At 58.9% G+C, this 11850-nt stretch carries 10 protein-coding genes and 2 pseudogenes; 8 read left to right on the top strand and 4 right to left on the bottom strand.

The window, feature by feature from the left end; translation table 11 throughout:
- Positions 1-143 precede the first annotated feature (143 nt).
- The 3 genes from BW686_RS06560 to BW686_RS06550 all read left to right on the top strand — a co-directional run bounded on the left by BW686_RS06560 (position 144) and on the right by BW686_RS06550 (position 3283).
- Entirely contained in the window at positions 144-572 is a 429-nt protein-coding gene (locus tag BW686_RS06560; protein WP_084915541.1) for a DUF2231 domain-containing protein, read from the top strand.
- Positions 569-1861 (top strand): PQQ-dependent sugar dehydrogenase, encoded by a 1293-nt coding sequence (locus BW686_RS06555; protein ID WP_084915540.1) that lies wholly within the window; start codon positions 569-571, stop codon positions 1859-1861. Before BW686_RS06560 ends, BW686_RS06555 begins: the two co-directional genes overlap by 4 nt.
- A 222-nt stretch (positions 1862-2083) precedes the next feature.
- Positions 2084-3283 (top strand): MFS transporter, encoded by a 1200-nt coding sequence (locus BW686_RS06550; protein ID WP_084915539.1) that lies wholly within the window; start codon positions 2084-2086, stop codon positions 3281-3283.
- Positions 3284-3294: 11 nt separating this feature from the next.
- Here BW686_RS06550 and BW686_RS06545 read toward each other — a convergent pair whose 3' ends face one another.
- Together BW686_RS06545 and BW686_RS06540 are read right to left on the bottom strand one after the other, a co-directional pair.
- The gene (locus BW686_RS06545; protein ID WP_084915538.1) at positions 3295-4935 is read right to left on the bottom strand and encodes a methyl-accepting chemotaxis protein; all 1641 of its coding nucleotides are present in this window, start codon (positions 4933-4935) and stop codon (positions 3295-3297) included.
- 247 nt (positions 4936-5182) lie between these two features.
- Complete coding sequence (locus tag BW686_RS06540; RefSeq protein ID WP_084915537.1) at positions 5183-6178, bottom strand: aldo/keto reductase; 996 nt, start codon at positions 6176-6178, stop codon at positions 5183-5185.
- 167 nt (positions 6179-6345) lie between these two features.
- Here BW686_RS06540 and BW686_RS06535 point away from each other — a divergent pair, with 167 nt between their 5' ends.
- The gene (locus BW686_RS06535; RefSeq protein ID WP_084915536.1) at positions 6346-7068 is read left to right on the top strand and encodes a haloacid dehalogenase type II; all 723 of its coding nucleotides are present in this window, start codon (positions 6346-6348) and stop codon (positions 7066-7068) included.
- 42 nt (positions 7069-7110) lie between these two features.
- Here BW686_RS06535 and BW686_RS06530 read toward each other — a convergent pair.
- Together BW686_RS06530 and BW686_RS06525 are read right to left on the bottom strand one after the other, a co-directional pair.
- Positions 7111-7242: pseudogene (locus tag BW686_RS06530) on the bottom strand (GNAT family N-acetyltransferase); the annotation flags it as partial.
- Positions 7243-7361: 119 nt separating this feature from the next.
- Positions 7362-7712: a hypothetical protein gene (locus BW686_RS06525; protein ID WP_084915535.1), complete on the bottom strand. Its 351-nt coding sequence runs from the start codon at positions 7710-7712 to the stop codon at positions 7362-7364.
- Positions 7713-8062: 350 nt separating this feature from the next.
- On the opposite strand from BW686_RS06525, the gene BW686_RS06520 reads away from it, so the two are divergent.
- The 4 genes and pseudogenes from BW686_RS06520 (at position 8063) to BW686_RS27400 (ending at position 11823) form a co-directional block, all read left to right on the top strand.
- Positions 8063-9190 (top strand): saccharopine dehydrogenase NADP-binding domain-containing protein, encoded by a 1128-nt coding sequence (locus BW686_RS06520; RefSeq protein ID WP_084915534.1) that lies wholly within the window; start codon positions 8063-8065, stop codon positions 9188-9190.
- Positions 9191-9192: 2 nt separating this feature from the next.
- On the top strand, positions 9193-9678 hold the full coding sequence (locus BW686_RS06515; protein WP_084915533.1) for a DUF2269 family protein: 486 nt from the start codon (positions 9193-9195) through the stop codon (positions 9676-9678).
- 216 nt (positions 9679-9894) lie between these two features.
- Positions 9895-10917, top strand: a pseudogene (locus BW686_RS27405) (methyl-accepting chemotaxis protein); the annotation flags it as partial.
- Between the two features lie 33 nt (positions 10918-10950).
- Positions 10951-11823, top strand: coding sequence for a methyl-accepting chemotaxis protein (locus BW686_RS27400; protein ID WP_373270986.1), 873 nt, complete (start codon positions 10951-10953; stop codon positions 11821-11823).
- Positions 11824-11850: the final 27 nt, after the last annotated feature.

The following is an 11850-nucleotide window of genomic DNA, read 5'->3' as shown; positions in this document are numbered from 1 at the left end:
TTTCAAAATATTTCGAAATGAATAGCGCTGAACTATCACTTGGACAAGATGATCCCTCTCTATGCGCAGTCAGCGCGACCCCGACAGGCCAGCGCATTCGCACTGAGCATTGATCCAGGGTCGCCGAACGATAAGGAGCCGTCATGACCGTTACCACCCATACCGTCCATCGCTGCACGCCAGGCCCGCTACACGCGACCTTGCTGGCCGGCACCGTTCCTCTGTTTCTCGGCGGACTGTTCAGTGATATCGCGTATTACCAGACCTTTCAGATTCAATGGAGCAACTTCGCCGCTTGGCTGATCGCCGGAGGCTTGCTGTTCTGCGGGCTGGCGCTGCTGTTTGCGTTGGCCAATCTGATTCGTGCCGATCACAAGGCCGGGCGTCCTGTGATGTACTTCCTGCTGTTGCTGGTGACGTGGGTGTTGGGGCTGGTCAACGCGTTCGAACACGCAAAAGACGCCTGGGCGGTCATGCCGTCCGGCCTGATCCTGTCGGTCATTGTCACCTTTCTGGCCTGCGTTGCGACGTGGATAGGGCTGACCAGCCTGCGTTCCGGAGGTGCAGAATGAGAAATATCCATGCATTGACTGCATTGAGCATGGCACTGCTGCTGAGCGCCTGCGGTGGCGAAGCGGACAGCACCCAGGCACGTGGGCCGGACCCGAAACTGCCAGAGCCGCAACGTGGCCTGTTGCCGAGCATGAAAATTGCCGAGCCTGTCGCCTGGGGTGATCAGAAGCCGGCCGTTCCCGAGGGGTTCAGCATCACCGCGATTGCTACCGATCTGAGTATTCCGCGGCAGTCCGTCGTGCTGCCCAATGGCGACATCATCATCGCTGAAGGGCGGGGCGGCAGCGCGGCCAAGCTCAAGCCCAAGGATGTCATCGCCAGCGTCATCAAGGCCCAGGGCAACACCAAGGTCAAAGGCGGTAATCGTCTGACACTGCTGCGCGATGCGGACGGTGACGGCCAGTACGAACTGAAAACCGTGTTTGCCGAGAACCTCAATGCGCCTTACGGCCTGGCTTTTGCGAATGGCAAACTCTATGTCGCCAATCAGGATGCGCTGGTCAGCTTCGATTATCAGGACGGTCAGACCAAGGCCAGCGGCGAGCCGGCCAAGGTGACGGACTTGCCGTCAGCGATTAACCATCACTGGACCAAAGCGCTGACGGTCAGCCCTGATGGCCGATTCCTGTACGTGGGTATCGGCTCGAACAGCAACGTGACCGAGCGCGGAATGGAGGTCGAGATCGACCGCGCGATGGTCTGGCAGATCGATGCTGCAACGGGCGCTCACAAGCCTTATGCGACCGGCCTGCGAAACCCGACAGCACTGGCGATTCAGCCGGGCACCGGGCAGTTGTGGACGGTGGTCAACGAGCGTGACGAGCTGGGACCTGATCTGGTGCCGGACTACCTGACATCGGTGAAGGAGGGCGCCTTCTACGGCTGGCCTTATAGCTATTGGGGCCAGAACGTGGACACGCGTGCCCAGCCACAGAATCCGGCCAAGGTCGCCGCAGCGATCAAGCCTGATTACAGCCTGGGTTCTCACGTTGCCGCACTGGGCGTGTCCTTCTCCATTCCGGCGATGGGTGACAAGTTTGCAGACGGCGTATTCGTCGGTGAGCACGGTAGCTGGAACCGGGATAATCCGGTCGGCTATAAAGTCATCTTCGTGCCATTTGCCAATGGCCGCCCTGCGGGTGAGCCAGTGGATTTCGCGACGGGTTTTCGCGGTGATGATGGCAAGACCCGCGGTCGGCCAGTGGGCGTAACGGTCGATCCGCGCGGTGCGCTGATCATCGCCGATGACCTGGCCAACACGGTCTGGAGAGTGACCCGCAACAAATAAGACAAGTAAGCTGACGACCACGGGGCGAATTTTTCGCCCCGTTCTTTTAGTCATTGACGCTCGTGTCAATGTCGCGTGGGCATGCCCGCGCACTTGTTGCGACGCAGCGTGTCGTGACATGCCTTCAAGGTAGATTCAACACCGGCTTACACGTTAGGGTTGTCGGTATCCACGCGCTGGTCAGACAGACCAGTGATCGAACACCTGAATTCTGGAAATGTTGTGAGTCGCTTCGAAACCGCTGAAAACATCAAAACACCCCCCGCTTCATGGTGGGCTGTCGGCAGTGTGGCCCTTGGCTCATTCGCCACGGTCACCACCGAATTTCTTCCTGTAGGGCTATTGCCCGACATCGCTCATGACCTGGGCACCAGCGTCAGTCAGGCCGGTCTGATGATGGCCGTTCCCGGCGTCCTTGCGGCGATTTCTGCACCCTCCTGTATTGCCCTGTTCAGCCATGTCGACCGCAAGCGACTATTGCTCGTGCTGTTGTCGATATTGCTGGCGTCCAACCTGATCGTGGCCTTGTCGGGTCATTTCTGGCTGACACTCGCGGGCAGGGTGTTGCTTGGTTTCGCACTGGGAGGGTTCTGGACCATCGCCGGATCGCTCGGGCCTCGGTTAAGGCCCGGCAAGGAAGGCGTGAAAGCGACGGCGTATATCCTTGCCGGTGTCTCGATTGGCACGGTCGCCGGCATCCCGGCGGGCACGGTGATCGGCGAAGCTTTCGGTTGGCGAGCCGCATTCGAAACAGCGGCGGCGGTGACTGTCGCCGTGGCCCTGTTGATCGCGGTATTGCTTCCGGCGTTGCCGGGCGAGCGCTCCGCCGGTATCAGCCAGATGCTTTCGCTGGCCGGCGAGCGCACGATTCGCCGCATGTTTGCCGCCGCGCTGCTGATTTATGTCGGGCATTTCGCGGCCTACACCTACCTCGCGCCTTTCGTCCAGGCATCGGCGGGCATCGAAGGCCAGGCCCTGGGCGTATTGCTGTTCGCCTTCGGGCTCGCTGCCGTGGCGGGCAACCTGGCCGGTGGGGCGCTGGCAGCCAGAAATGCACCGACTTCGGTGCTGATCATGACCCTGCTGATGCTGGGATCGCTGACAGCATTGCTGTTGTTTGTCGGCAATCCGTGGCTATTGTGGCCGGTCATTCTGGTCTGGGGATTTGCGTTCGGCATGATCCCGATCACCACGCAGATATGGTGTTTCGACGCCTCGAACGGACGTGTCGAAGGCGTTCAGGCACTGTTGGTCTGTGTGGTGAACCTGTCGATTGGCGGCGGGGCGTTTATCGGTGGGCTGGTGTCCGGTGGCGCGGGCTTTACCGCTGCCATCGTGACCGGCGCGGCCTGTGCCGCGCTGTCGATGGTCACGGTGGCGTTGTCGCTGCGCAGGTCGAAGCGCGTCACCTGCGCAGGTTGAGCGGTTAACGTTCAGCCAGCCTTGAAAAACGCCACCTTTTGGGTCAGGCGATCCGCGAGCAGCGCCAGGTCTTCGCTGGCCGCTGCAACTTGCTGAGAGCCGCTGGCTGACTTGAGCGTCGAGTCATGGATACTGTTGATGTTCATGGCGACCTCTTCGGCAACAGCACTTTGCTGAACTGAAGCGCTGGCGATTTGCGCGTTCATGTGATTGATCGCGCCGACTTCCTGACTGATTCTGGACAGGGCGGTCTGCGCCTCACGTGTCTGGGCCACGGCCTTGTTGACCAGCTCGCAACTGTCGCGCATGTTTTGCGCGGCTGTTTCGGTGCCGCCTTGCAGCGTGCTGATCATCGCCTGAATTTCCTGGGTCGACTGCTGGGTGCGAATCGCCAGAGAACGCACTTCATCGGCGACGACCGCAAAGCCTCGACCGTGTTCGCCCGCCCGCGCGGCTTCGATGGCGGCGTTTAGGGCCAGGAGGTTGGTCTGCGAAGCAATCGAGTTGATCACTTCGATGACGGTTTCAATCTGCTCGCCATGCCGGGAAACCTGCTCCACGGTATTCGTCGTTCCGACCAGGGTTGTCGCCAGATGTTCGATGGCGGCGGTGGTGCCTTCGACCAGTCGATTGCCGGTTTCCACTTCAGTGTCTGCCAGGCGTGCCGCGTCTGCTGCCTGTGCCGCGTAGCCGGACACTTCATTGACTGTGGCCGCCATCTGGCTGATCGCCGTCGCCACCTGCTCGGCTTCACGGGTCTGCACCATGATTTGCGTGTTATTGGTGGAGGATGCCGCTGACAGCACCGTGGATGACTGGCTGACTTCCTGAGCCGCCATGCGCACTTGCGTGATGGTCTCGGAGAGGCGAGCCAGTGCCGTTTTAAGCACGCCCATCACGCTGTCAGGGTGTTCGGTCGAAATGCGTTGCTGCAGATCGCCCGCTGCCAGGCGCTGAATGGCCTGGGCAACGTCGGTCGGCTCCGCGCCAAGGGTTCTTTTGACAAAGCGGATGATGAACACCGACAGCATAATGCTCAGCAGAGCGGCGAAAGCCGTGGCCAGGAGCATCAAGCCACGAAACTGGCTGGCCGTTGCCTGCACCTCGTCCAGTTGCGACCTGATCGCGGCTTCTTCGTGGTCTATCAGCGCGTTGACCCGTTTCAGCCATTCGCTGTAATCACCGGACGCCTGACGCAGCAGCAGCGCCTGAGCGCCGGCAATGTCACCCGCACGACGCAAGGCGATCACGTCTCGCGTGGACGCCAGGGTTTTCTGTTCGATGTCCTTGATGCTGCGCAGCAACTGGTGCTCTTCGCCACTTACGGTGGGCCTGGAAAACAGCTGGTCCATCGGCACTGCCGAGTCGACATAGTCTTTTTCGAGCCGGGTCATTTCTGCCAGGTGTAATGCGAGGTCCTGATCGTTGTTGACCAGCACCGCATCGCGCAGGGCAATCGCCCGGTTGTGTACGCTGCCTCGGAAGTTGATCGCGTAACGCTGAACCTTTGCAGCATTCTCCCCGACGTCCTCCAGCGTGGCGTCGATAAACCCTACCCGCTGGATGCCGACAGCCGTGATCAAAATGAGCAGCGACACGACGGCGGCAAACCCGAGGCCGATACGCGTTGCCAGAGAAACCGGTTTTTTCATGAGAGAAACTCGTAAGGGAAGGTTCAGAGCATTGCCGGGATCCTTGGCGTCAAGCGAATAGCCGGACAGTATGCTTGAGTTGCCAAGGTGGCCAATAGATATTTACGAGCGAGTGGATAAACATCGGTCATTGCAGAACGCCGCTGTGATCACGATCAACAAATAAGGGTTTCTGCGCGCGCCACAGTGCAGACGGCCTCGCCAGTCGGCAGCGCCATGACGCTGCCGGTCGGGCGCCAGGCCGGGTTCAGGAAAACCCGGTCACCGCGTGAGGTACGTAAGGGGCCTCGAGGCGATTGATGTCATCGTTGCTGAGCTCCAGCTCAAGCGCTGCTATAGCATCATCCAGCTGAGTGGCCTTGGAGGCACCCACAATAGGGGCTGATACACCGCGTTTGGCCAGCACCCAGGCCAACGCGATTTGCGCCATCGGCACGCCTCGCTCTCCGGCAATCTGCTCCACAACATCAATGACCCGGCCGTCTTCCTGTTCCGTCGCCTCGTAGAACGACTGCCCGGAGATATCAGTCCTGGTGCGTTCGGTCTGCTGACCCTGCGGCCGCGTCAGCCTGCCACGTGCCATAGGGCTCCAGGGCATGAGCCCGACGCCTTGATCAAGGCACAGCGGGATCATCTCTCGCTCCTCTTCCCGATACACCAGGTTCAGGTAGTTCTGCATGGAAACGAACGTGCTCCACCCGTTTGCCACAGCCACTTGCTGAGCCTTGGCGAACTGCCAGGCATACATGGATGAAGCGCCGATGTACCTGGCTTTGCCTGCCTTCACGACGTCATGCAACGCTTCCATGGTTTCTTCAATCGGCGTTTCGTAGTCCCAGCGGTGAATCTGGTACAAATCGATGTAGTCGGTGCCGAGCCGCTGCAGACTGGCATCGATGTTGGTCATGATCGCTTTGCGAGACAGCCCCTTGTCGTTGGGCCTTGTCGAGCCTTCCCACATGTTTGCCGGAAAAAATACCTTCGTCGCAATGACGGTTTCCTCACGGCGCGTGAATTCCTTCAGCAGCTTTCCAACGATGATTTCAGACGTGCCTGCCGAATAGCTGTTGGCGGTGTCGAAAAAGTTGATGCCATGCTCCACTGCGCGTTTGATGATGGGCCGGCTGGCCTCTTCGTCCAGTGTCCAGGGGTGTGTGCCAGCATCAGGCTCACCAAAGGTCATGCACCCGAGGCACAGTCTGGAAATGTCCAGTCCTGTATGACCAAGCTTCACGTATTTCATGGCGTTCTCCGTCAATCATCAATGGGCCCGTTACCTGTCGAGTTCGAGCACTCAGCGGGGTATCAAGCGGGTCTTGCCGGTTCTGACCGCTCATAACCTCTTCAGTTGGGGGAAATGTGTTTTCTGATCGGCTATAAGTGATCATGCCTATTCTTGGAGCAAACATTATGGCCGCACTGGAACAGACGGGTTTTCTGGGTTTTGACGTCTTCGGCACAGTCGTGGATTGGCGAAACGGTGTCGCACGAGCCGCCGCGCCTTTTCTGGAACACCACGGCATAAAAATCGATCCCCTCGACTTTGCTGACCAATGGCGCGGGCTGTATCAGCCGTCCATGCAGCGCGTGCGTTCTGGCGAGCGTCCATTCGTGACCCTCGATGTTCTGAACCGGGAAAACCTTGAAACGGTTCTTTCCCGTCATCATGTGGATTTCAGCCGCATCCATGACGCTGAGCTGGCCGAGCTGAACAAGGCCTGGGAAAAACTGGACCCCTGGCCTGATTCCGTCGCCGGTCTCACACGGTTAAAGCGCAGGTTCTCGATAGGTACGATTTCAAACGGGCACATTGCGGGCATGCTGAATCTGGCGAAGTTTGGCGGTTTGCCTTGGGACGTCATCCTTGGCGCGGAAATCGCGGGCACCTACAAACCGCAGCCGCAGACGTACCTGAAGTCTGCCAAAGCGGCAGGTCTGGCGCCTGAAGCGGTGGCCATGGTTGCTGCGCACAATGCCGACCTGGCGGCGGCCCGTGCAAATGGCTTCAAGTCGATTTTCGTCAGACGCCCATTCGAGCATGGTGCGGACCAGACTTCCGATCTGACCGCCGAACAGGACTGGGACCTGATCGCCGATTCGCTGACCGACGTCGCCGATGCGCTCGGCTGCTGATGACATCACGAAAGAGCCGCAAACATCAGCCCGCCTGGAAGGTCACTCCCGCAGCGCTTTCCACATATGGACCTTGGACACAAACCCGGTATCCACGGCCACTGCAAACGGCTCGACACCAAACGCGACAAACCCCATGCGCTCGTAAAGTGCTTGCGCGCCGGCAATGCCCTCGCGTCGAACGATGCAGGGCATTTCTTATCGCGTACATCCAAGGCGAATCTCGACATCCGACGGGTCTGCTTCCCGTTTCAATCGAAGAAGTGATCCCGAACACCGCATGATTCGTTGTTTCACGCAGTCACGTCATAAGCGTCAGACCGAGGCGTTTCAATAAGCATGATTTGATCGGTGCTTGGAACGTTGTAATAAAGCCTGGCGTAGACCTGCACGCGGTCGCCGACCTCAAAAAATTTGATGGGGGCGGTCTCTATTTCGATGGGACGAGACGGGGTAAATGGGCGTTTATCGGAAAACTGTCCTAGGTTGTTTTGATTGATAAGTACGACTTCAAATTCATAAGGCAACCCGTTTCCGGATTGGGACATATCAAATGCTACGTTGACAGGTTTCCCTTTTACAATCTCGCCCGCCGGCACAGACGGCGCGGGATAGGCAGTTTTTTCGCCGAATACAATAATCATGATCGTTCCTTGATGGTGGAGGATTTAGTTCAGCACCTCCACGGTAAAAGATCCGATCACCTGTGTGAACTGTCACAAATGACAGGGCTGAGAAGCGTTTGTTATACAAACCGCTGCTACGTACCCGCTTGCCGCAGCGGTTGATGTCCCTCAACCGTCTTCAAACGGCTCGGCAGGCAAACCGCTTTGGCCTGTGCCGGTGACATGCGAAAGCCGCTGACGCTCAGGTGCGCTTTGAAGGATCAGAAAAGCCACTGGTTTTATTAGTCTGCATGCCTCCGATGATCAATAATGTCCGCCGTTGTTCGTGTATCAAGCTCATCACTCTTTCAGTGCATCAAGGACGATAAATGGCATTTCGGGTATTGGTCATCGGCGGCTACGGTAATTTCGGCAGTCTGATCTGCAACCATCTGGTGATGATGCCGGGTATCGAGCTGGTTATTTCAGGCCGTGACAGCCGCAAGCTGGCGATGAAGGTTGCCGAGCTGGAGGCCATGGGCGGCAAGGCCTGTCAAAGCTGGTGTGTGGATGTCATGGCTGAGGGCAAAGGCGGCGAACTTCGTACGTTGGGCATTGATCTGGTGGTTCACAGGGCGGGGCCTTTTCAGGGGCAATCCTACGCGGTGGCGCAGCATTGCATCGAGGCGGGGGTCAATTATTGCGACCTGTCGGACTGCCGGACCTTCGTCTCCGGCATCGCCACGCTTGACGCCGCTGCCCGCGATGCCGGTGTCAGCCTGCTGAGCGGCTGCAGTTCGGTGCCCACGCTGTCAGCAGCCATCATCGATCAGCACCGTCAGCGTTTTCTGCGCATTGATTCGATAGCGCACGGCATTTCATCGGCCGCGAAGATGCCGGGAGTCTCCACGGTGCTCGGCGTGCTGGCCTATGCAGGCAAGCCCATCCGGCAGCTCAAGGACGGTCAGGTGCATGAAGTGCCGGGCTGGATGGACCTGACCCTGCGCCGGATGCCGGGCATGGGCACTCGGTTGCTGGCCAATGTCGATGCCCCCGATATCGATGTTTTTGCCACGCGCTATGCGGCGCAGAACCTGAGTTTCAAGGCGGGCTCCGGGCTTCGGTCGGGGGTGATTGCGACCTGGCTGCTGGCGCTGGCAGTCCGTATCGGGCTGGTCCGCGATCCTGCGCCGTGGGCTGTTCGACTGCATCGGTGGGGAACACGTTTCGAACACCTGGGTGATCGAAAAAGCGCGATGTACATCGATGTCGATGGCGCAGGACCGGACGGTCAACCGCTGCGAATGCGCGCGCAACTGACAGCACTGAATGACAAGGGGCCTGAAATCCCCAGCTGTGCGGCGGTGGCCCTGAGTGCAAAAATGGCAGCAGGCTATCGTCCGCAACCGGGGGCGCGCGCCTGCGTGGGGGAGGTCACCGTGGACGAGTACCTCGCGGCCATCGACGAGCCTTCGAATATTCGTCTGGATGTGCATTTCGAGACAGGGAAGGGCTGACGATGCTTTACCTGTACCTGAAGTACCTGCATGTCATCGCCGCCATTTTTCTCTTCGGGTTCGGCATGGGGTCCTACCTTTATCTGATTGCCGCCAGCCGCAGCGGCAATCCGTTTGTGATCGCCCATGTCGCCAGAATGGTGGTGCGCTTTGACACATGGATCACCACCCCAGCCGGTTGTGTGCAGATCATTACCGGCTACGCAATGGTCAGCCTGGCGGGCATGTCGCTGCTGACTGACTGGATCATCGGGTCGTTGATCATCTTTGTCTGCGTCGGCGCGTTATGGTTGCCTGTGCTGGTTTTGCAAAAGCGTCTTGAGCGACTGGCCTCGCATGCCGCAACCACGGGCGCGCTGCTCAATGATCAGTTTCGGGCGATGTATCGGCTCTGGTTCTGGCTCGGCATCGCTGGATTTGCAGGCATGTTCATGATCGTGCTGTTGATGGTCAGCAAGATGACAGTCATGCAGTTCTTGCAGATGTAATGCCGCTCGACCCTGCATCAGCCGTTTGACCGGTCATCTGAAACATATGTGTCAGAGCCACTTAAATAAATCTTCATCATGGCGTCATGCTCCCTGAATCCGGGGTGTGCCCGGCGTTTCCTTTTAGTTCCCGGTTCAAACGGGCTAATACCGCTATCAAGTAAACCCTGACCACGCCGATTTACGGGCATTCCGAAAATCAAGGGCACACACGTAATGAGCGCAAAATGGTTGGATAACTTGAAAGTCAGCAAGAAGCTTGGGCTGGGCTTTGCCGCCATTTTGCTGGGCGTGCTGACTGTCACCGCAATTGGTTACTCCAGTACCAATCTGCTGATCGAGCGCATGGGCAAAAGCGGCAAGGTCGCCGAGATCAAGGCTGATGTTCTGAGTGCCCGAATTGCTGCACAAGCCTACGCCACAGGCCCAAGCCCGGCGGGCGTGCAGGCTTACGCCAGTGCGCTGGATACGTTGAACCACAGTGTCGATCAGGGGTTGGGCCTGTTTGTCGTGTCGAGCAACCTCGAAAAATTGCGTGGCATCAAGGAACAGGTAGGGGGGCTCAAGCAGACCTTCGAACAACTGGTCGGCATCAACCAGAAAGTCGATGACGCGCTGAAACCGATTATCAAGGTGTCTGATGATGTCAGTGGCACTTTCGAGAACCTGCTGAACAAGACCATTGACGATACCTTGCGTGCGCCGGACGAGACCGGGATCAAACAGGTCAAGATCGCTGGCGACCTGCGTAACGGGATGACCAACTTTCGTCTGGTGTTTCGCCGTTATCTGAGTATTCCTTCTGCCGACAATCGTCAGGCCACCTATAACGCGGCTGACGCGTTGATCGCGCAGGTGAGTGCCGCGCGTAGCGAGTTGCCCGTTCAGGCCAATGCGGCGGTCGATGCTGCGCTGGTTGCGTTGAAGCAATACAAGGTGCTGATGACGTCGATCTCGGAAATGCTTCAGCAGACCGATCAGATACGCGGCAACCTGCAACAGCAATCCGTGGCCACCGCGGCCCGTGCCGACGATCTGGCAGCGCAGCAGATCATCAGTGCCAGGAAAGAACAGAACACCGCCGTCATGCAGTTGTTGAGCGTGGCAGTGGTGGTCCTGCTGATCGGCATTTTTGCTGCCTTTCTGATTACCCGCCAGATCACTGCGCCGTTGAACGAGACGGTCATTGCGGCACGCCGTATCGCCGACGGTGACCTGACTCACGACATCAGTACGACCCGCCAGGACGAATTGGGCCTGTTGCAGAACACCATGCAGCACATGACCGTTTCCCTGCGCAGCCTGATCGGCGGCATCGGCAACGGCGTCACGCAGATTGCTACCGCGGCCGAAGAGCTGTCTGCCGTCAGCGAGCAGACCAGCGCCGGTGTCACGCTGCAAAAAAATGAAGTGGACCAGGTCGCGACAGCCATGAACCAGATGGCGTCCACCGTTCAGGAAGTGGCGCGCAACACCGAAGACGCTTCGCGGGCTGCCAAACAGGCCAGCGAGCGCGCGGCCCACGGCAGCAGCGTGGTGCAGCACGCCACCCGCGAAATCGGCCAACTGGCCGGCGAAGTGAAACAACTGGGTGAGGCCATGCAGCGCCTGACCGAAGACAGCAGCAAGATCGGCAGCGTCATCGACGTGATCAAGGCGGTCGCTGAACAGACCAACCTGCTCGCGCTCAACGCCGCCATCGAGGCCGCACGTGCTGGTGAACAGGGCCGTGGTTTTGCCGTAGTGGCCGACGAAGTCCGTTCGCTGGCCCAGCGCACCCAGAACTCCACCACTGAAATCGAAGCGCTGATCCAGACCCTGCAACAGGGCACAGGTGCCGCTTCCGGCCTGATGGACGCCAGCCTGCAACGCACCGAAGGCACTGTCGTGCTGGCGCGCCAGGCTGAGCAGGCGCTGGTGGAGATCAACCAGTCAATCGGCACGATCGAACAGATGAGCCAACAGATTTCTGCTGCCGCCGAGCAACAAAGCTCGGTGACTGACGAGATCAACCGCAGCGTATTGAGCGTTCGCGACATCGCTGATCAGTCTGCCTCCGCGACCGAACAGAGCGCCGCCTCGACGGTCGAGCTGGCTCGTCTGGGCAGCGATTTGCAGAGCATGGTTGCGCGTTTCAAGATTTGAATCGTTGATAAAGGCGCTTCGTGAGAC

This window comes from Pseudomonas syringae, assembly GCF_002157375.1.
Taxonomy (GTDB): domain Bacteria; phylum Pseudomonadota; class Gammaproteobacteria; order Pseudomonadales; family Pseudomonadaceae; genus Aquipseudomonas; species Aquipseudomonas syringae_T.
This window is presented reverse-complemented; position numbering and strand designations above follow the sequence as displayed.

What these genes read in the sequence shown, in the direction of transcription:
- BW686_RS06560 (WP_084915541.1), top strand. Translation starts at nt 144, where the DNA reads ATGACCGTTACCACCCATACCGTCCATCGCTGCACGCCAGGCCCGCTA.
- BW686_RS06545 (WP_084915538.1), bottom strand. Translation starts at nt 4,935, where the DNA reads ATGAAAAAACCGGTTTCTCTGGCAACGCGTATCGGCCTCGGGTTTGCC.
- BW686_RS06535 (WP_084915536.1), top strand. Translation starts at nt 6,346, where the DNA reads ATGGCCGCACTGGAACAGACGGGTTTTCTGGGTTTTGACGTCTTCGGC.
- BW686_RS06540 (WP_084915537.1), bottom strand. Translation starts at nt 6,178, where the DNA reads ATGAAATACGTGAAGCTTGGTCATACAGGACTGGACATTTCCAGACTG.
- BW686_RS06555 (WP_084915540.1), top strand. Translation starts at nt 569, where the DNA reads ATGAGAAATATCCATGCATTGACTGCATTGAGCATGGCACTGCTGCTG.
- BW686_RS06515 (WP_084915533.1), top strand. Translation starts at nt 9,193, where the DNA reads ATGCTTTACCTGTACCTGAAGTACCTGCATGTCATCGCCGCCATTTTT.
- BW686_RS06525 (WP_084915535.1), bottom strand. Translation starts at nt 7,712, where the DNA reads ATGATTATTGTATTCGGCGAAAAAACTGCCTATCCCGCGCCGTCTGTG.
- BW686_RS27400 (WP_373270986.1), top strand. Translation starts at nt 10,951, where the DNA reads ATGCAGCACATGACCGTTTCCCTGCGCAGCCTGATCGGCGGCATCGGC.
- BW686_RS06520 (WP_084915534.1), top strand. Translation starts at nt 8,063, where the DNA reads ATGGCATTTCGGGTATTGGTCATCGGCGGCTACGGTAATTTCGGCAGT.